The following is an 18,900-nucleotide window of genomic DNA, read 5'->3' as shown; positions in this document are numbered from 1 at the left end:
GGGTCAGTCGACTGAGTTCCGGTATCCGCTGGAATGAATGGCCCCGCGGGAACGGCTACGCGCAAGGTCTACACCAGCACGCGATCCCCATCGACAACTGGCGGGCGCGGTTATCTCGGGTTCCAATTGGTCGTCAGGCACGTAGGTCATGTGGAGCTGGGGTCCCGTGCCTGACAGCTATCAACAGGGTGTTCAGGCATGTTCAGTACGTTGGTGATGATGCGCCCCACGGACCGTCCCGTTGCTACCTCCGCTGGAGGGAGGGGCTGTTGGTCACTGAACTCGTCGGGGCGGTCGATGTCGGCGGCGATGCGGAGCATTCTGTTCTCGCTGTGCTGGTTCAGTCCAAGTCGTTCCAGGTCCAGGAGCGGGCGGTACTCCCATCAGGCTCACGGCCGAACCGGAACTGCTCCTGATGTTCTCCGTGGCGGATAAATAGATCGAACTCTCCCGCCGAAGGAAGGCGCTCGGCCAGTGCGGTGGCTTGTTCATGCGCCCCGGCCTCCCGCAGCACGTCCAGCAGCCAGGCGACGCGGCCTGGGTCGTCGAGGGGGGCGTGCGCGGCGGCCCGCTCGGCCAGCACGCTGACCTGCTCGTGCGCCCCAGCCTCCCGCAGCGCGCCCAGCAGCCAGGCGACGGGGAACGGGTCGTCGAGGGGGGCGTGCGCGGCGGCCCGCTCGGCCAGCACGCTGACCTGCTCGTGCGCCCCGGCCTCCCGCAGCGCGCCCAGCAGCCTGGCGATGGCGCCCGGGTCGTCGAGGGCGGTGTGCGCGGCGGCCCGCTCGGCCAGCACGCTGACCTGCTCGTGCGCCCCGGCCTCCCGCAGCGCGCCCAGCAGCCAGGCGACGGGGAACGGGTCGTCGAGGGCGGTGTGCGCGGCGGCCCGCTCGGCCAGCACGCTGACCTGCTCGTGCGCCCCGGCCTCCCGCAGCGCGCCCAGCAGCCAGGCGACGGAGACCGGGTCGTCGAGGGCGGTGTGCGCGGCGGCCCGCTCGGCCAGCACGCTGACCTGCTCGTGCGCCCCAGCCTCCCGCAGCGCATCCAGCAGCCAGGCGACGGCGCCCGGGTCGTCGAGGGCGGTGTGCGTGGCGGGATTGCGGGCCAGCAGTACGGTGACCTGCTCGTGCGCCCCGGCCTCCCGCAGCGCGCCCAGCAGCCCGGCGACGGGGACCGGGTCGTCGAGGGGGGCGTGCGCGGCGGGATTGCGGGCCAGCAGTACGGTGACCTGCTCGTGCGCCCCGGCCTCCCGCAGCGCGCCCAGCAGCCTGGCGATGGCACCCGGGTCGTCGAGGGCGGTGTGCGCGGCGGCCCGCTCGGCCAGCACGCTGACCTGCTCGTGCGCCCCAGCCTCCCGCAGCACGCCCAGCAGCCCGGCGACGAGGACCGGGTCGTCGAGGGGGGCGTGCGCGGCGGCCCGCTCGGCCAGCACGCTGACCTGCTCGTGCGCCCCAGCCTCCCGCAGCACGCCCAGCAGCCAGGCGACGCGGCCCGGGTCGTCGAGGGCGGTGTGCGCGGCGGCCCGCTCGGCCAGCACGCTGACCTGCTCGTGCGCCCCAGCCTCCCGCAGCGCGCCCAGCAGCCAGGCGACGGGGAACGGGTCGTCGAGGGGGGCGTGCGCGGCGGCCCGCTCGGCCAGCACGCTGACCTGCTCGTGCGCCCCGGCCTCCCGCAGCGCGCCCAGCAGCCAGGCGACGGGGACCGGGTCGTCGAGGGCGGTGTGCGCGGCGGCCCGCTCGGCCAGCACGCTGACCTGCTCGTGCGCCCCGGCCTCCCGCAGCACGCCCAGCAGCCCGGCGACGGAGAACGGGTCGTCGAGGGGGGCGTGCGCGGCGGCCCGCTCGGCCAGCACGCTGACCTGCTCGTGCGCCCCAGCCTCCCGCAGCACGCCCAGCAGCCTGGCGACGCGGCCCGGGTCGTCGAGGGCGGTGTGCGCGGCGGCCCGCTCGGCCAGCACGCTGACCTGCTCGTGCGCCCCAGCCTCCCGCAGCACGCCCAGCAGCCCGGCGACGGAGAACGGGTCGTCGAGGGGGGCGTGCGCGGCGGCCCGCTCGGCCAGCACGCTGACCTGCTCGTGCGCCCCAGCCTCCCGCAGCACGCCCAGCAGCCCGGCGACGCAGCCCGGGTTGTCGAGGGCGGTGTGCGTGGCGGCCCATTGGGCGGGTCGACGGTCGGTGGGGTGGAGGGTGTGGAGGTGTTGGACGAGGATTCTTGCGGCGTCGGGGTTGCCGCGGGTGGTGGCCCTTTTGTGGAGTTGGGCGGCGTCGCGGTACAGGCCGCGGCGCCAGGCGGCGTCACCGAGTGCGGTCCAGTCGGTGGGGTGGGCGTGCTGGGCGGCTGCGGTCCAGAAGTCGACAGGTGGAATCTCTGCGGCGCGGTGGTGGCGGCCGTGCTGGTCGAGGTAGTCGGCCAGCTGGTAGTGCGGCCGGCCGTTTGCGGTGGGCTGAGAGCGGGTGCGCTGGTTGCGGGGGCCGCGGGTGGGGGCGGGGGCGAGGATGCCGGGGATGCCGTTGCAGGGTTCGGTGACGTAGGAGAGGGCCTTGCTCAGCCAGTCGTCGTCGAGAGCGTCGTACTCGGCGTCGGTGAGGTAGCCGGGGGCGGCCCCGGCGAGCCAGTCCAGCGGGATGCGGAGGCCGGCGCCCAGGCGGCGGGCGTCCATCGCAGCGTGGATGAGGGCGAGGGTGGCTCCCCGGGCCGACTCGTAACGGTCCATCAGGTACGGCACGCCGGCCAGGTACTGGGTGACCTGCGCGCCCTTGGCATGCTCGGCGGCCTGCGCGAGACGGGGGTCGCCATCGTCGACGGCGTCGAGTGCGGCCAGGTCGGCCGGGGTGAAGGCGTCGGGTACGTCGATCTTGTGGCCGCTGAGCAGAGCGCGAGCGTGAGGGCGCCGGGTGGTCAGGGTGTCCCAGTGCTCGGGCCACAGGGTGCCCAGGACCAGAACGGGGGCCCGTGAGGGATCGTTCAGCAGTTCCCGCAGGCCCGCCGCGACCTGTTCACCGAGCGGGTCCGGACCCAGGTAGTTCTGTGCCTCGTTGAGCCACACGACCGTCCTCGGGGCGATGTCCGCCAGCGCGGCCAGGGCCGCATCCGGTGCGGTGGGGGCGAGGGGATGCCACAGCCGCCAGCCATCCGGCAAGCCGGCGACCGCCTCCCACAGAGCACGGGTCTTGCCCGTGGACGATCCCCCGACCAGAACCACTATCCCGCTCCGCCCGCCTTCTGCCGCGTCGACCACCGCCTTCAGACGCGCGTCGTGATCCCGCGACACATAAGCGGGCAGCATCCCGAACCGCTCGCGGGCACCGCCGGTGTCCAGCGCTGGGTGGACACCCAACCCTCCATCGAGGACGAGGCGGACATCGCCGCGCAGCTCCCCGAGCAGACGCCCCACACCCTGCGCGAGTCCGGCCTGGACCCACAGATCACGCACCCGCCCCACGAGATCCGGTACATCCCAGGCGGCTCGGCGGGCGAGCACTATGGCCACCGCCACCGCATCGGCCTGCTGACCGGACCGCTCGCCGTCAGTGATGACGCGGCGGACCGTGTCCCGACTCGGCGCCCCATCCAGGTCGTCGTCGGCAGCGATGTCGGCGGCGACATCATCCAGGCTCGGGCCGCCAGCCGCCAGGTACACCTCATACAGCAGTTCCTTGAGCTCGCGCAGCGCCGGCGGCCACCCCGCCCGCGCACGCTTCAGCGCCCTCGCCCGCTTCGGGCCCTCCTCCCGGCCCAGCCGGCCGCCTCCGACATCGCCACTCATCGCACCATCGTCCCCGATCCCGCATCCCGCCACGGCGTGAACAGCACGAATACGCACGCCCATTGACGACACGTCGCAACCCGGAGTCGATCTCCCCCAAAGCCCGAACGTGGACAGCAAGCCGGCCGGCTGCCCACCCACCCACCGCTTCCTGTGGAGGACAACATGTCCCGCACGCGTCTGACCCGCCGCGAGCGCCTCGCCCTGGCCGGAGCAGCCCTGGCCGGTGCCGTCTCCGGCACTTTCCGCGCCATCACCACCTGGCTCCTGGAGCGACTCCGGGACCACCTCGCCTAACCCCACACCCACCACACCCACGTCAGGCCGGACCCAGGAAACTCACGGGCCCGGCCTGACCCCACTCCCACATGCCTCACGTCCCTGAACCCGCCGCCTCGCTTGACCTGCCACAACACCCAACAACACACGATAGCTCCGGATGTGGCTCGATACGTGGCTCTAGCTGGGCAGAGACGCCATGAGGGCACGGCAGTATGCAGTGCCCTCATGGTCGTTGCTGGTCGTGGCGGTCATCGCTGGCCCCTCTCCGACAGCCCGGAGGCGCCCCCTGCCACGCCCTCATGAGGTTTATCCGAACCCCACTACGGGGACCGCACGCACAGATACACTGCGGTCGCTCGCGCACGTAGTACGGATTGATCGGGGGACCGAATGGCTCGGGAGACTTCCGGCACGCGCACACTGATCTCCTATTCGCATGACAGTGACGACCACAGAAAGACGGTTCTACGCTTCGCGGAGCGCCTCCGCGAAGCTGGCGTCGATGCATGGATAGATCAGTACGACGAACACAACCCTCCTGAGTCTTGGCCCGACTGGATGCGCCGCGAGATCGAGAAGTCAGACATCGTGGTTGTGGTCGTAACCCAGAACTATGTTCAGCGTTTCAACCGGGAAACCGGGACTGGCGTCGGTTCTGGCGTCCGCTGGGAGGGCGCGCTGATCACAGCCGACCTCTACCACAGTAGGCGTGAGCGCGCCAAATTCATTCCGGTTGTTCTTCGCGCCGACGATGCGCCCCTCATCCCACCGCCACTGAACTTGACTAGCTGGTTCATCATCGGCGAATCAGCGGACGCCGATATCACGCGCTTGACGCAGGTGCTACTACGGGACCCCGGACACATTCCTGGCGAATTGGGCATTCCGAACTCCTCGCCAGGAACCTCATTTCACTTTGAAGGAGTTCACTCGAGCCCTGAAGTAGACGATGCCTTCGCTGAAGCCCTCAAAGGGAACAACCGAGTAGCCATTGATCAACTTGATGCGCTCCTCCAGAATCTGCGCGGCGACGAGCGCGCCTACGCACTGTTTCTGCAGGGCGTGATACACCACAAGATCGGTGAAGTGACTCAGGCCAAAGCTTGCTTTGAGAAGGCGGCTGAAACCACAGTACACCCGGGTCTACTTGAATCGTCCATTCAACGGCTACATGTAGTGGTTGCCGAACTACAGGCTCATTTCGGCGAAGGTGGCCCTGTCACCGCAGCGACGAACTGGCTGACGAATCTCAAGCGTGGCAGGAAGCGTGAAGTTTGGAAGGCTCTGACCCGAGAACTCAGGCTGACCTTGGCTCAAGATTGGATCCTCGCCAACGAGGGCCATCCGAACTTGGCTCCTTACGATAGAGACGAACTGGCGGAAGACCTGGCTGCAAAAAATCCGACTCATCCACTCGGCAAGCACTGCCTACGCAGCAAGTTGGAAGTGCTCCAGGATCACTACCGGCGCTGGGACGTCAGAAGTTGGGGTGCGGCTGGCAATCCGCGCAGGATCGGCCTAGATTACGAACTCATTGTCATGGCTCCTGCCGATGAGGGGATTCTGGTCACGAGACCGGGAGAACTCCTGTCCATCTATCCGATCCTGATGAGAAAGATCGGACCGGATTGGATGGTCGCAAACTTCACCGCTGCGTACCCCATTCCCGGATGGCCACCGCAAGCAGAACAGATCCCTGCACCTATGGTTCAATTCGCACGTTGGACTGATGAAGCCGAGCCCAACGACTCACCTACCGAAGGCGAGTAGAGGAAGAGTGGAAGCACATGTCGGCTCGGAAAATGAGAGACTCAAGCATCTCGAATTCATACAGGCGACCATCGCTCGACTAGGACATAACTCTTTCCTTGTCCGAGGGTGGACCGTCACGGCAACTGCTGCGCTCATCGCCATCTCCGTACAGGTCGACGAATGGCGCATTGCTGCCGTAGCCTCGCCCATAGGAGTCGCTTTCTGGATTCTCGACGCCTCTTATTTGCGTCGCGAGCGAATGTTCAGAGCGCTTTACGAGGATGCCGCGCTGCATAACCCGTCACGCGCCCCCCTCTTCAGTATGAATATTTCGCCATATGCAGCCTCCGTTGGCTGGAGGAAGGTCATTACTTCCGGCTCGGTCATGATGATTTATCTACCCGTCCTTATGCTTGACCTTGCTGTCGCATGCGTGCTCGGCACCTAGTCGACGAATGTTCAACACACGCGAGACCTGCACCCTGTTCCGCTAGGCTGGTACGCACCACAGCAGAACGGAGAGTGCTCCGCGGATGGGACCGAAGACGACCAAGGTCTACGAAACGCTTCACGCGCGCCTCGCAGCAGGCGTGTACGCCCCCGGTGACAAGTTCCCCTCGGAACGCACGCTTGCGGAAGAACTGGGTATCGGCAGAACTGCCCTGCGGCAGGTGCTCGCCCGTCTTGTTGCCGAAGGAGCCTTGGAAGTGCGAGGCCGGAGCTCCTACCGGATCCCGGGCGCGGTGAGCGTCCAGCGCCCAGAGGGCGTGGAGCCGTGGCGCATCCATGGTGAGCGGAACCTGTATGACAACCGTTGGGTGAAACTTCAGCTCTGGAATGTGGAACCTCCCGGCATGAAGTCGTTCGAGCACCACGTGGTGAAGTTGCACCACGTAGCCATCACCGCCGTTCTGGACGACCAGGACCGCGTTCTCATGATGTGGCGGTACCGCTTCGTGCCCCAACAGTTCGGCTGGGAGCTCCCGGGCGGAATCGTCGACCCGGGCGAGGAACCGGCGGACACAGCGCTGCGGGAAGTGGTCGAAGAGACCGGGTGGCGCCCGAAGGCGCTGGAACACGTCGTGAGCTATCAGCCCATGGTCGGCATGGTCGACTCGCCTCACGAAATCTTCGTCGGACACGGGGCGGAAAGAGTCGGTGAACCGACCGACCAAGAGGAAGCCGGCCACATCGAGTGGGTCCCGCTCGCGGATATTCCGGGGCTCATGGCCCGCGGTGAGTTGATGGGGTCCGGCACCCTCGTCGCGCTGCTGCACATCTTGGCCAGTCGGCGCGCGCCAGGAGTCACAGCCGCGCACTGAGCATGTCGACACGACGGCGCTGCCGCACCGAACCGGTGCGGCCCGCCAGCAGCCGGGCCTGCCTCAGGTGGGTGTGGGCGTCGTCGTACTCGGCTCGCGTCAGGTGTGCGTGCGCCAAGTCCGTATGCAGTCCAGCGCGCGCCCGGACGAACGATGGGTCCATGTCTTCCAGCGCTCCGTACAGACTCGTGACCGCGTCGCTGTCACCGAGCATGGCGAGCACGTTGCCTTGCCACCGGGCAAGGTGGGTTCCGTTCAGGAAGATGCTCAGCATGTCGGGGTCCCTGTCTTCCGGTCCTGCCGGGATGGTGGCCAGGGCCGCGTCGAGTGCCCGTCGGGAGTCGTCCGGCATGCCGGCATATGCGCACATCTCCGCTTCGGCCGCGTAAAGCCATGCCCGCAATCGGGCGGAACCCGACTGGCCAACGGTGCGCCGCGCGTCCCGTACGAGGTCGACCCCGAGAGCAGGTCGACCGGCCTCACAGAGCACGTACGCCTGTTCCGCCATCGCGTGGGCGAGGTACATCGGAGCCTCCGCGTCACGCGCCGCTCGCTTCGCGAGTTCATAGTGCCGCCATGCCCGCTCGACCGCGCCTGAGTCGATGGCCTGCCACGCCGCGAGGGTCGACGCACCCGCGAGGGCCAGGGCAACAGGTCGGCGTGCGGACGGCAGCACGGCGAAGTTGAGCGCGTCTTCCAGTGCGGCAAGGTGCCCTGTCATCTGGTCGACCAGACCGGCCGCGCCCCTCTGCCTGTCCATGGTGCGGAGCAACTCTGTCTGGTCGTTGAACGCCTGCACCATGGACTCGCCGACACTGCCGGCCGCGTCGATCCGGCTGAGCAGTTCGTCGTAGCCGTCGACCGAAGCGGCCACCGGCGCCGGTACAGCGCCCCTCAGCTCCGCGTCAGTGACGCCGAGAAGCTTCCGCAGAATCCCCGCATACCGGTCCGAGAGCGTGCGCTTCCCGTTCTCCCACTCCGACACGTACACGCGCAGGCTCGCGGTGGAGGCAACATCCGTGACGTTCTTCCGGGCGTACTGCTCGATCTCGCGAACCAGTCGCTCCTGAGACCAGCCGCGCGCCGTCCGTGCGCTTCGAAGTCCTGCGCTCACAGATCACCGTCCGACGGTTGAGGCCTTCACTGGCGCTCTCAGCATGCCGCACGTTGCCGCAGGTCAACAGGGGTTAACAGGACGGATGTTAAGCGCTGTTGGCTACCGACAGCCCTGCTCTGAGCGGTCTTCTGCAGAGGCACCGCGGGCGTGAACGCCACCCGAAATGGCGAATCACCTTGACTCTGGTGCGCACCAGATGCAACCTACTGGTGCGCACCAGTTGGCGGACCTCGTGTCCGGCCTGTGGTGTGCATCAACGGGCGCTGCGCTTCGAAGCAGCGCCAAGGGGCCCGGGACAGAGCGGGCCGAGGGCGGACCCGACCCTTGTCATTCGGGACGGCTTAGACCGAAAGGTCACGTCTCCATACGCCTGAAACGGGAGCTCGTGTTCCCGAAGGAGACAGCACACACGTTCAGCCTTTCCGCAGCTCATCGGCTGCGGCCGGTTGCCTCCGCTGTACGTCTTGTACGTGCGGCGCTGAGGGGAGCCGGTTCCCCGCCCGCCTCCCGCAAGCGGGCCGGTCGTCCACCCGTCCCAGTGACCCGAGAGGGGCAGGCATGCGCCGGATCACCAACCCCAAGCACGTCAACGTCGACCAGGTCGGCACGGTCGTCGACTACGAGGGCGAGAAGCACCTGATCACCGACGTGGGCGGCGGCTGCTTCAAGGTCGTCCGCCTGCGCGACGGATACGGCCGCAACGTCGAGATCAAGAAGATCAACCGCCGCTGACAGCGGCGTCCCACCACACAACGGCGCGCCCCCGGAGTTGCAGCTCCGGGGGCGCTGTTCGGGCCGTCCACCGTGAGAGGAACACGACCCAATGAACCCCATCGTCACTGTTCAGGACGCCGTTACCGCGTTCGCCGACTTCATGGAGCCGACGGACGCGCAACTCGACGCGATCGAGCGGGAGATGCCCGTCATCCTGGCGGACGTTGACCTGCTCGACGCCTACATCACCACCCTGGACCGCACGCCCACGGAGCTGGACAACCGGCGCATCCGCCGGGCCCGTCGCCGCGCGCTCGCCGCCCGCCTCGCCCTGCTCAACCAGGACGCCGGCGCGAGCGCGCCGGGGGGTGCGGCATGAGGGCGAAGACCGTTCTGCCGGCCGTCGCGATGACGGCCGTGTCCATGGTGCTCACCCTCGCCGTCGTCGTCATGTGGCTGGGCACGGCGGTGCCGTGGCCGGTCGCCCTGGTCGTCGGTCTCGGCATCGACGGGGGATGGCTGGCCACCCTCGCCTACGAACGCCGCCTCGCCGCACAGGGCGACCACAACCGCGCCGTGACCGCCGTCGGCTGGTCCTTCGGCGTCCTCGCCGCCGGCGTCCTGGCCGCCCACGCACTCACGGCCGAGGAGTCCGCCGGGGCGTGGCTGGCCGTCGCCTGGCTCCCGATCGCCGCCAAAGCCCTGTGGCTGGTGCACGCCATGTGGGAGCGCACCGCCCTCACCCCCGTCGCGCTGGACGCGATCCGCGGTATCCAGCAGGAGGCCCGCGACGAGGCCGCCGTGGCCCGCGCCCGGCTCCGGGCGGAAGCCGCGACCGAGGAGACCCGGCTGACGGCCGTGACGGAGGCCGGTGCCCGCGTCGCACGCGTCCAGGCGAAGACCGCACAGACTCTCTCGTCAGCGTGGTCGACGCTGGAGACGGCCCGCGCGGGCGAGGAGACCGGTAGGGCGCTGACCAGTGTGACGGCCCGCGTCACGCCCGGTGTCACGCCCCGGTGGGAGCTGCCGGTGTGGGGCCCGTCCGAGCCGCTCGCCGCGCGGTCGCTGGAGAGTGCGCCGGCGCTGACGGATGAGGCGCTGGACGTCATCGTCGACGAGATCCGCACCAGCGAGACGCCCGCTCTCTCGTACCGGGAGATGGCCGCCCGGTTCCGTGCGGCCGGGTACTCCGCGTCCGAGGTCCGCTTGCGGGCGGCGTGGAAGCGCGTGGCGTGATGGGGGCGCTGCCGGTGTTCCGGTGGCGCCTCGCCCCGGACGGCTACGCCACCCGCCGCCAACTCCGCGCCCAAGGGCTACGCCCCGGCGGTCAGGACGTGGCCGCGCAACTCGAACGGCCCCGCCGACGGCGGGACCCGCTGGTCGCCTACCTGTACCGCGTCGACCTCGCGGTGCCCGTTCGTCCGATGACCCCGGCACGGCGGGCGGCGCTTGCCAAGGCCAACCGCGCGCGCCGCCTCTGCCCTGTCTGCCGGCGTGATGCCGGATACGTCATCCCCACCTCGCTGGGCACGTGCGTGCCCTGCGCCGATGCCGACCCGCACGGGTCCGATGGGAGCACCCGATGAGCAACGCCGACCTGCGCCGCTTGGACCGCGAGATCCGAGCCACCAGTAAGAAGCTGGAGGCTGTGCGGCGGGGTGAGTTGTGGCCGCTGAACGGCCGCGAGCGCCGCGCCATGCTCCGCGCCGCCGCCGGTGGCGCCTACCGCACCGCTCGGGGCCGCAGCGCCGGCCGCGCCGAGACGCAGATGGAGTCCACCTCGTCGGCCGCCGAGATGCGGCTGACCGCCGAGCTGAACGCGCTGCACGGCGAGCGGCAGCGGCTCATCACCGAGGCCGCCCGCGCCAAGGCCGCCAAGAAGTCCTCCGGCTGGTGGTGACCAGCCCCGACCTGCACCGGGGTGACCGCTCTTTCCACGGACCCGGCCACCCCGGCTCTCACCAATAACCGCCCCGCGAAGGGGCAGTCAGGAGCTGTTCCAGCATGTCTGAGAACGTCGTGCACCTCCACAAGCACACCGACACACCGGCGGCCGTGGACGCGGCCCCGACGGTGCTCACCGTGGTGCCGGACGCGCCGCCCGCGCGGCCGGTGCCGCTGTGGGTGCGCTCCGGTCGCGCGGTGAAGACCGCCGTGACGCACGAGCGCACCCGGTCGGCTGGCCGCGCGGTCGTCCGGCATGGCCTCTACACGTTAAACGGCGGGCGGATCGTGGCCCGTCGGGCATGGGACGGCCGCACCGGCTCCCGGTATGAGCGGATGATCCGGGCGGCGGAAGCCGCGGGGAACCTGGAAGCCGCGGAGGAGTGGGAGGAGCGCTTGCAGCGCTTCCGCGCCGCCCGCCACCACCGCCGCATGGACCTGCTGCACTCCCCGGTCGACGCCGCCAAGGGCGTGGCCGTGGGCGCCGGCATGAGCGTCGGTGTGCTGGTCGCCCTCGGTGTCGTCCTCGCCATCAGCACGGGAGAGGTGGGGGACGTGGTGACGCCTCTGTCGGCGACCATCGACTTCATCGCCTTACTGATCCGCATCGTGCAGGTCGTGTGGGGCCCTGCGGTCACGATCGGCCCGTTCCTGGCCCTGCTGGCCCTGTGGTCGGTCGGGCGGAAGCAGCACGCCGCACCCCAGTGGGCGCTCCCCGCGAATGTGCGCTCGGGTGAGGGTGAGCCGATCACCCCGTCCATCGTGGTCAAGGCCCTGCGCGACCTCGGAGTGCCCGCGCTCGCGTGCCATCAAGGAGATGGGCGACGCCGGCGCGTCCATGCTCGGGCCGATCACCGTCGCCGGATGCGGCGTGGAAGTCGACGTGACGCTGCCCTCGGGGGTGTCGACCAACGAGGTCCAGAGCAAGCGCAGGAAGCTTGCGGAGAACCTGACTCGGCACGAGCACGAGGTGTTCATCACCATCCCGCAGGCCGCCCGCACGGTGCGGCTGTGGATCGCCGACAGTGGGGCGCTGGACGAGCCGATCGGCCCGTCGCCGCTGGTCACCGACGAGACGATGACCGCCGACTACAAGAAGGGCAAGGCCCCGTGGGGGCAGGACCTGCGCGGCGACGCCGCCGCCCTCTCCCTCTACCAGCGGCACCTGCTCATCACGGGCCTGTCCAACCAGGGCAAGACCGTCGCCCTGCGCTCCCTCGCCCTGTGGCTGTCGCTGGACAAGTCGGTGCAGTTCCTCATGGGCGACCTCAAGGGCGTGGGCGACTGGGCCATGTTCGACGGCCTGGCCACCACGCTGATCCAGGGGCCGACGGATGAGCACGTGATTCAGGTGACCGAGATGGTCGAGAGCGCGGTGGACGAGATGAACCGCCGCATCCAGGCCCCGCCCGGCACCACCTTCCCTCCGCTGATCGTTCTGGTCGACGAGGCGCAGGTGGCGTTCATGTGCCCGGCCAAGGATGAGGACAAGCGGCCGTATGGCGGGTCGAAGGCGAACTCCCGGTACTTCATGGCCGTCCGCAAGATCCACAACCAGGGGCGGGCGGTAAACGTGCTGATGTGGCAGGGCACCCAGGACCCGACCAACGAGAACCTGCCCAAGCTGGTGCGCGAGGGTGCACACACCCGTGCCTCCCTCGCTCTCGGCACCGAGTCGCAGGCCCGCATGGCCCTCGGGGACAAGGCCGTCGACGGCGGCGCCGCACCGAACCTGCTCCGCCCGGGCCTGGACCGGGGAACGCTGGTCGTGGCCTCCGATGGGATCGCGATTCCGGCTGGGCAGTCGTCGATCACGGTGCGTACGCACTACATCGACGACGACGCGGCCACCGCGATCACCGACCGGGCCAAGGCCCTGCGCGACGGCGTCATCACCCTCCACGCCATCGACCGCGGCGAGGAGCGCGACCCGCTCGCCGACATCGCCGCCGTCATCGGTGACGCGACCCGCGTCCGCACCAAGGACGTCCTCGCCCGCCTCGCCACCCGCAACCCCGGCGCGTATGGCGAGTGGTCGTTCATCGACCTCAAGCGCGTCCTGGACGACGCCGGCGCCGAGCCGTACAAGTCCGACGGCGTCATGGTCGTCTCCCGCGACCGCGTCGCCCGCGCCCTCGCCACCCGCGACACCGAGGGTTCCGCTTCCGCCGAATGACGGCAGGGAGCCGACCGCGTGCGGGTCAGGGAGGCAGGGAGAACTCCCTAAGCACCTCCCTGACCCTCCTCCCTGGCCCTGACCTGCACGAATGATCGTTCAGGGAGTCAGGGAGGCACGCAGGTCACACCCCCTGAAACGCCCTCCACACGGCACCCCGAAGGGGGTGCCTCCGCATCCCTGGCCATACGCCGGAAGGGATTCCGCATGTACCCCGACCACACCCCCCAGCGGGCCGTGGAAGTCCACCGCCCGACCCCGATTCCGCCCCCGGTCGTCCACTCCGCGCCGGTCGTTCCGGTGCAGCCGGGCACCGTGCCGGCGGTGGCGAGCATCGTCCTGCCCGACGGCCGCGTCGTCACCGGCTACGCCATCGACGCCGCCCGCCCCGAACCCGTGGCCGCCAAGCCGGCCGTCTCCCGGACGGCGGTGAACGTCGCCCTCGGAGGCGTCGGCTTCCTCGCGGTGTGCGGCGGACTGCTGCTGCTCACCTCGTTCATCGCTGCCCTGACCGCGTTCATCGGACAGCTCATCATCCTGGCGGCCGTCGTCTTCGGCGGCTGGATCGCCGTCCAGGTACTCGGACCGAGCGGCCACAAGGGCGGCACGACGGTGAACATCCACCGCGCCGTGTTCAAGCGCAACCACTTCCACGGCTGACGCCTAAGTGCCCGTGGACGGGGCCGGCTAGGACTCCGGTCGGTGGAGACGCCAGTGCCTACCGAGCCAAGTCCGGTGTTCCCGTTGCAGGGGGACTGCCACCGGTTTCCCCTGCAAACTGGCGTACAGCGGATACGCGAGCATCTCCGCGGAGATGTCGAGCGTGCCTGTCGTGGGATTCACCGCAATCTCCCCCAGGTCGAAGAGACGGTGGATGTCGCGGCGCAAGAGCAGTCCGCCGTGCTCGTGGTGCTTGCCGCTCTGGGCATAGCTGTAAAGGTGGGCGGCCTCCAGGGCTGTGGCGGGCGCAGGGCCTGTGAAAGCACACAGCTCGCCTTGGTCGGCCAGCAGCCGCTTACGGAAGGCGCCTTGCCCTATACGAACCCGTACGACCGTCTCCCGGTGTCCTCCGGGAATGGCCAAGCGCGTCTCTTCCAGCGCATCGAGTTCACCGACGTTGCCCGTGACAGCGGTCAGGGCGTTGCGTAGCTTCTCCCACCGCGCCGGCCGCATGCTGTGCTGCGATCGCGGCGAGTCACACAGGGCCCGTAGTTCGGCCCCGGACAGTAGCCCTCGCGCCTCCATCCACGCCTTGCCATGGCGTGACCGGTAAGTCGTCACCTGCTTGGTTGTGCGGCCCGGGACGTCGAACGACGTACCGCAGTCGTAACACCGGTACTGGGGCGCTTTCTGCTGCCTTCGCTTGATCGCCGCCTTGTCGCAGTGCGGGCAGAAGTACAGCGTCTTCTCACGCGTGTCCGTCTCGATGGCCTCGATGACAGAGACGCCGATCAGTTCCTTCCTGTCCCAGAGGGCGATCACGTCTCCCTCTGCCAGGCGCGCGTGATTGGGAACCGTGCTGTCCCAGCTGTAGTGCTCCGCCGGGTTGTCGTCGTACCCGTCGTTCCCGGCGTGCTCCCGTCTGTCCCCCAGAGCCAGCACCAGCCACGCAGTGGTCATTCCACCCCCAACTTGTCATGACTCGGGGCGGTCGCCTCTCGCCAAAGACCGCGACCGCCCCGTCAACCAGCACCCAACAAGAGAACTGGAGACACCCCAGCATGACCCAACCCACCGACATTCGGCGAGCACCGGACTCGCCGCACATCCTGGCGCTGTGCGCCGGCTACGGCGGTTTAGAAGCCGCGATCCGGGCCCGCATCGGCGGCCAGGTCGCCGCGTTCGCCGAGAACGACCCGCACGCCGCCACTGTGTTCACCCACCGGCACCCCGGCGTGCCCAACCTCGGGGACATCCGCACCATCGACTGGGACCGCGCCCGGGACGTGTTCCGACCGGACGTGATCGGTGCCGGTTTCCCCTGCCGCAACACCTCCAACGCTGGACGAAGGGACGGGATCAATGGGCAGTGGTCGCGGGTCTGGAAAAACGTCGCTGAGGCTGTGGGCATCGTTCGACCGCGCCTCGTCTTCCTGGAAAACGTGGCGGCGCTCCGCTCGCGGGGGCTGGACGTCGTCGCCGCGGACCTGGCCGCGCTCCGGTATGACCTGCGGTGGACATGCGTACGCGCTGGTGACCCCGAAACCGGCGCCCCGCACGAGCGCGACCGCTGGTTCGCAGTTGCCCATCCCGCTGATGCCGACCCCCACCAGCTCGGACGGCACTGGCGGCCCCGGCACCAGCCCGAAGCGCAAGGGCGGGATGAACCTGCGCACCGCCGTGACGAAACTCCCGCCACCCCGGGAAGCGTGAGCCTGCTGCCCACGCCGGCGGCCCGCGACTGGAAGTCCGGCGCGTCGAACCTGCTGCAGCGCAACGCCCGCCCGCTGAACGAGGTGGCCGTGAACCTGCTCGCCGGCGTCGACAGCACGCCGTCCGGGCCGGTCCCGCTCGATGAGCGGTGGGTGGCCGCCGACGGCACCGACTACGGTCCCGCCATCCGCCGTTGGGAGCGCATCACCAGGCGCCCCGCCCCCTGTCCGACCGAGCCGGGCACGCGCGGCAACCGGCGCCTGTCGCCGCTGTTCACCGAGTGGATGATGGGCCTGCCCGAAGGATGGGTCACCGCCGTGCCCGGAATCCCCCGCAAGGAACAACTCAAGATTCTCGGCAACGGCGTCGTACCCCGCCAGGCACACCACGCCTACGGCCTGCTGCTCGGCACCGCTGCGGCCAGGCCCGCTTGGGGGGTGGCGGCATGAACGAGACGCTGCACCCCCAGCGCACCGCGCTCAGCCTCGCAGCATCCGGCGTACCGGTGCTGCCCCTGCGCCGGGGCAAGGTTCCGTTTCGCAACTGCCCGGCTTGCACGGGTAACGCGTGCGGCGGCCGGCCGAACATGAAGACCCCCGGCCCCTGCCACTGCGCCGGCGTGTGCCACGCGTGGGCCGCCGCCACCACCGACCTGGCCGTCATCACCTCGCCCGCGTGGGCGGCGGCGTGGCGGCGGGCGGTGTGCGTCGGCTACCACCCCGGCGGCGCCGGCCTCACCGTGGTCGACCTGGACGACGCGGACGCCGTCGCCTGGGCCCGTGCTGCTCTGCCCGCCACGCGGACCGTGCCGACGACGCGGGGGGAGCACTGGATCTACCGGGGCACCATGGCCTCCCGCAACGCGGTCCGCCCCGGCGTCGACATCAAGTCGACCATGGCCTACGCCCGCTACCTCGGCCCCGGCACCGGCGCCCTGGCCGACCTGCCGGACGCCGTGCGAGCCCTGGCCGTCAAGGGGGGTCCTGCGGGCCGCTCGGCAGCGCACGCGGCCGTCGTGCCCGCCGGCGTCGGGGGCGGAGAGTGCCCGCACCGCGCGCCCGCCTACCTGGAACGCGGCATCGCCATGGCAGAGCAGCGCATCACCGAAGCGTCCAGCGCTGTGCACGCGACCGTGTACCGGACGTTCCTGGCCGTGCTGTCCCGGCACGGCCGATGCGGCTGCCTCACCGACGCCCACGTCTCCCGCCTGTTCACCGCCGCGCAGTCCAAGGGCGAGACGGCCCGGCACTGCGCGGACGCGTGGACCAACGCCCGCACCACGTTGGGACTGTGACCATGTCCGACGACGAGAAGACTCCCGCCCGCGAGATCATCACTGACTACGCGCAATCCCACTTCCGGTACTTCCGCACCGCCGACGGCACCGTCTACGCCCAGCGCAACGGCCACCCCGTGGCCCGCCCGATTCGCTCCCAGGGCACCACGGGAAGCCACCGCCAAGAACTCATGGTCGGCCTCTACCGCGACGGCGTAGGCGTGTTCAACGGCACCGCCCTCAAAGAGGCGCTGGACCTGATCGAAGCGCTCGCGCTGACCGAGGACGTCCAGGCTGTGCACATCCGCGTCGCCCCAGGATGGGACGGCGCAACATGGCTGGACCTGGGACGGGCCGACGGACGCTCGGTCCGTATCCACCCCACCGGGTGGGACATCGCCGTCCCGGACCCGCGTGAGGTGTGCTGGCGGCGTACCCAGCTCACCGGGGAACTCCCCCTGCCCGCCCGGGACACCGACGGCAAGGGCATCGATCTGCTGCTGCGGCTGTGCAACTTCGCCACCGCTCAGACCGAGTGCCTGGCCATCGCCTGGCTCATCGGCTGCCTGGAACCGTCCGTGCCCGTCCCCGCCCCCTTCCTCACCGGCCCCCAGGGCGCCGGCAAGTCCACCGGCGGACGCATGCTCACCCGGATCATCGAGGGCATGAGCGGCGACCTGCGCCGCGCGCCGAAGGACGAGGAAAACCTAATCGCGGCGGTGGCCGCCGGGTGGGTCACGGCGCTCGACAACCTCTCTCACATGACCCCGGACCTGTCCGATGCGATGTGCTGCATCGTCACCGGAGCCGAGAACGTCAAGCGCGCCCTCTTCACCGACGGGGACGTGTTCCGCGCCCGCTACCGCCGCCCTCTGCTCCTCACCGGCATTGACGTGGGCGTCATCCGCCCCGACCTCGCCGAACGGCTGCTGCCGCTCCGGCTGGAACGCCCGCGCGTCCGGCGCACCGAAGCGGAACTGTGGGCGGACTACGCGGAGGCTCTGCCCGTGGTCCTGGGGTCTCTCCTGGACCTCACGGTCAAGGTCCGCGCGGTCGAAGTGGAGACCCCGACCGACCTGCGGATGGCGGACTTCGCGCACCTGTGCGCGCAGCTGGACGCGGCGACCGGTTTCGGGTCGCTCGCCGCCTACCGGGCCGCCCTGGACGACCTCAATGACGATGTGATCGAGGGCGACCTGTTGGCACAGACCGTCCTGCGGCACGCCGCCGACGTCGAACCGGGCACCGCGCAGCGGATGACGTCTACGGAGTGGCTGCACCACTTCACCCGCCTCCACACCGGCGAGGAGTGCCGTCCCCTGCCCAAAGGGTGGCCGACCACCGGCAAAGTCCTCTCCGACCGCCTCAAGCGCCTACAGCCCACCCTCGCCGCCCGCGGCGTCCTCATCGACTCGGGCCGGACCTACGAGGGCCGCTACGTCGAGATCAGCCGCGCACTGGCCGCGCCACCACACCAACAGCAGACACTCTGACCGCCGCGCCGGTCGGCGACCACCGGCACAAGCAAGAAGAGCACCCCGCCCGGGCGTGCTCTTCTTGCTGTTCGGCGGCGGCGCCGCCCTGCGATGGACGCGCCGCGCAGCGGCTCCTTCTTCACGTTCTGAGCCGCACCGCACCACCACAGACACCCCCTCTCTTTTCCTAAGAGAGGGAATCCACCGTCATGTGCGTCATGCGGACGCGAAAATGGCCCCTGGCCTGCGGACGAGGGCATGACGCAGACGGCGGCGCCTGCGTCATGCTGCGTCATCTGCGTCATGGCATGACGCAGCCAATGACGCAGCCCGAACGGCTGCGTCATGCAAAAACCGCAGGCCAGAGGCCCACATGACGCAGATGACGCTCATGACGCAGAAATCCGCACCTCGGACAGACACGCCCCGTACAGCCCCGGCTATGAGGAGCCACTGATGGCCAGCCCCCAGATGCTCAAGCTCCCCGAAGTCCTCACCGAGATCGGCATGAGCCGCGCAGCTTTCTACCGCATGCGCGCACGTGGACAGGCACCGCGACTCGTGAAGCTGCCCAACGGTCACCTGCGGGTCCGCCGCAGCGACCTGGACGACTGGCTCAGCAACCTGGATTCGCCCGCCTACTGATCACACCGATTCAGCACACCACCCCAGGGGCCCGGCTCGCGCCGGGCCCCTTTCGCAGGAA

18 protein-coding genes and 1 pseudogene are annotated in these 18,900 nt (G+C 69.5%); 16 read left to right on the top strand and 3 right to left on the bottom strand.

What is annotated here, in order from left to right; translation table 11 throughout:
- Positions 1 to 340: 340 nt before the first annotated feature.
- A complete protein-coding gene (locus tag ACP7TJ_RS19305) occupies positions 341 to 3,136 on the bottom strand; it encodes a hypothetical protein (protein WP_427764160.1) in 2,796 nt (931 codons plus the stop codon).
- A gap of 117 nt (positions 3,137 to 3,253) precedes the next feature.
- Between ACP7TJ_RS19305 and ACP7TJ_RS19300 the strand changes: the two genes are divergently transcribed.
- The 5 genes from ACP7TJ_RS19300 (at position 3,254) to ACP7TJ_RS19280 (ending at position 7,119) form a co-directional block, all read left to right on the top strand.
- Complete coding sequence (locus ACP7TJ_RS19300; RefSeq protein WP_427764157.1) at positions 3,254 to 3,829, top strand: hypothetical protein; 576 nt, start codon at positions 3,254 to 3,256, stop codon at positions 3,827 to 3,829.
- Positions 3,830 to 3,928: 99 nt separating this feature from the next.
- Positions 3,929 to 4,060: a hypothetical protein gene (locus ACP7TJ_RS19295; RefSeq protein WP_427764154.1), complete on the top strand. Its 132-nt coding sequence runs from the start codon at positions 3,929 to 3,931 to the stop codon at positions 4,058 to 4,060.
- A gap of 375 nt (positions 4,061 to 4,435) precedes the next feature.
- On the top strand, positions 4,436 to 5,815 hold the full coding sequence (locus ACP7TJ_RS19290) for a toll/interleukin-1 receptor domain-containing protein (RefSeq protein ID WP_427764152.1): 1,380 nt from the start codon (positions 4,436 to 4,438) through the stop codon (positions 5,813 to 5,815).
- A 7-nt stretch (positions 5,816 to 5,822) separates the two neighbouring features.
- Positions 5,823 to 6,245, top strand: coding sequence for a hypothetical protein (locus ACP7TJ_RS19285; protein WP_427764150.1), 423 nt, complete (start codon positions 5,823 to 5,825; stop codon positions 6,243 to 6,245).
- 85 nt (positions 6,246 to 6,330) lie between these two features.
- A complete protein-coding gene (locus ACP7TJ_RS19280) occupies positions 6,331 to 7,119 on the top strand; it encodes an NUDIX domain-containing protein (RefSeq protein ID WP_427764147.1) in 789 nt (262 codons plus the stop codon).
- Here the strand turns inward: ACP7TJ_RS19280 and ACP7TJ_RS19275 are convergent.
- The gene (locus ACP7TJ_RS19275; protein ID WP_427767407.1) at positions 7,103 to 8,110 is read right to left on the bottom strand and encodes an XRE family transcriptional regulator; all 1,008 of its coding nucleotides are present in this window, start codon (positions 8,108 to 8,110) and stop codon (positions 7,103 to 7,105) included. The genes ACP7TJ_RS19280 and ACP7TJ_RS19275 overlap by 17 nt on opposite strands.
- Before the next feature lie 684 nt (positions 8,111 to 8,794).
- Between ACP7TJ_RS19275 and ACP7TJ_RS19270 the strand changes: the two genes are divergently transcribed.
- The 7 genes and pseudogenes from ACP7TJ_RS19270 (at position 8,795) to ACP7TJ_RS19240 (ending at position 13,730) form a co-directional block, all read left to right on the top strand.
- Positions 8,795 to 8,968 (top strand): hypothetical protein, encoded by a 174-nt coding sequence (locus tag ACP7TJ_RS19270; protein ID WP_203586166.1) that lies wholly within the window; start codon positions 8,795 to 8,797, stop codon positions 8,966 to 8,968.
- 91 nt (positions 8,969 to 9,059) lie between these two features.
- Complete coding sequence (locus ACP7TJ_RS19265; protein WP_427764144.1) at positions 9,060 to 9,329, top strand: DUF6284 family protein; 270 nt, start codon at positions 9,060 to 9,062, stop codon at positions 9,327 to 9,329.
- Positions 9,326 to 10,186, top strand: a complete 861-nt coding sequence (locus ACP7TJ_RS19260) for a protein spdB (protein ID WP_427764142.1) — start codon at positions 9,326 to 9,328, stop codon at positions 10,184 to 10,186. The genes ACP7TJ_RS19265 and ACP7TJ_RS19260 overlap by 4 nt, the downstream gene beginning before the upstream one ends.
- Entirely contained in the window at positions 10,186 to 10,536 is a 351-nt protein-coding gene (locus ACP7TJ_RS19255; protein WP_427767404.1) for an RRQRL motif-containing zinc-binding protein, read from the top strand. Before ACP7TJ_RS19260 ends, ACP7TJ_RS19255 begins: the two co-directional genes overlap by 1 nt.
- Positions 10,533 to 10,850 (top strand): hypothetical protein, encoded by a 318-nt coding sequence (locus tag ACP7TJ_RS19250; protein ID WP_210637410.1) that lies wholly within the window; start codon positions 10,533 to 10,535, stop codon positions 10,848 to 10,850. Before ACP7TJ_RS19255 ends, ACP7TJ_RS19250 begins: the two co-directional genes overlap by 4 nt.
- A gap of 104 nt (positions 10,851 to 10,954) precedes the next feature.
- A pseudogene (locus tag ACP7TJ_RS19245) lies at positions 10,955 to 13,070 on the top strand (FtsK/SpoIIIE domain-containing protein).
- A gap of 207 nt (positions 13,071 to 13,277) precedes the next feature.
- Entirely contained in the window at positions 13,278 to 13,730 is a 453-nt protein-coding gene (locus tag ACP7TJ_RS19240; RefSeq protein WP_427764139.1) for a hypothetical protein, read from the top strand.
- Between the two features lie 27 nt (positions 13,731 to 13,757).
- Here the strand turns inward: ACP7TJ_RS19240 and ACP7TJ_RS19235 are convergent, their stop codons facing one another.
- Positions 13,758 to 14,690 carry an HNH endonuclease gene (locus tag ACP7TJ_RS19235; protein ID WP_427764137.1) on the bottom strand — a complete coding sequence of 311 codons (933 nt, stop codon included), beginning with the start codon at positions 14,688 to 14,690 and terminating at the stop codon, positions 13,758 to 13,760.
- A 101-nt stretch (positions 14,691 to 14,791) separates the two neighbouring features.
- Between ACP7TJ_RS19235 and ACP7TJ_RS19230 the strand changes: the two genes are divergently transcribed.
- The 4 genes from ACP7TJ_RS19230 to ACP7TJ_RS19215 all read left to right on the top strand — a co-directional run bounded on the left by ACP7TJ_RS19230 (position 14,792) and on the right by ACP7TJ_RS19215 (position 18,839).
- On the top strand, positions 14,792 to 15,892 hold the full coding sequence (locus tag ACP7TJ_RS19230; RefSeq protein WP_427764135.1) for a DNA cytosine methyltransferase: 1,101 nt from the start codon (positions 14,792 to 14,794) through the stop codon (positions 15,890 to 15,892).
- The gene (locus ACP7TJ_RS19225; protein ID WP_427764132.1) at positions 15,889 to 16,737 is read left to right on the top strand and encodes a bifunctional DNA primase/polymerase; all 849 of its coding nucleotides are present in this window, start codon (positions 15,889 to 15,891) and stop codon (positions 16,735 to 16,737) included. Before ACP7TJ_RS19230 ends, ACP7TJ_RS19225 begins: the two co-directional genes overlap by 4 nt.
- Positions 16,738 to 16,739: 2 nt before the next feature.
- Positions 16,740 to 18,212 carry an ATP-binding protein gene (locus ACP7TJ_RS19220; RefSeq protein WP_427764130.1) on the top strand — a complete coding sequence of 491 codons (1,473 nt, stop codon included), beginning with the start codon at positions 16,740 to 16,742 and terminating at the stop codon, positions 18,210 to 18,212.
- A gap of 438 nt (positions 18,213 to 18,650) precedes the next feature.
- Complete coding sequence (locus ACP7TJ_RS19215; protein ID WP_019525248.1) at positions 18,651 to 18,839, top strand: helix-turn-helix transcriptional regulator; 189 nt, start codon at positions 18,651 to 18,653, stop codon at positions 18,837 to 18,839.
- Positions 18,840 to 18,900 lie beyond the last annotated feature (61 nt).

This window comes from Streptomyces sp. DSM 41931, from assembly GCF_050271085.1.
Lineage (GTDB): Bacteria > Actinomycetota > Actinomycetes > Streptomycetales > Streptomycetaceae > Streptomyces > Streptomyces albogriseolus.
Note: the sequence above shows the minus strand (reverse complement) of the source record. Positions and strands in the feature narration are given on the sequence as shown.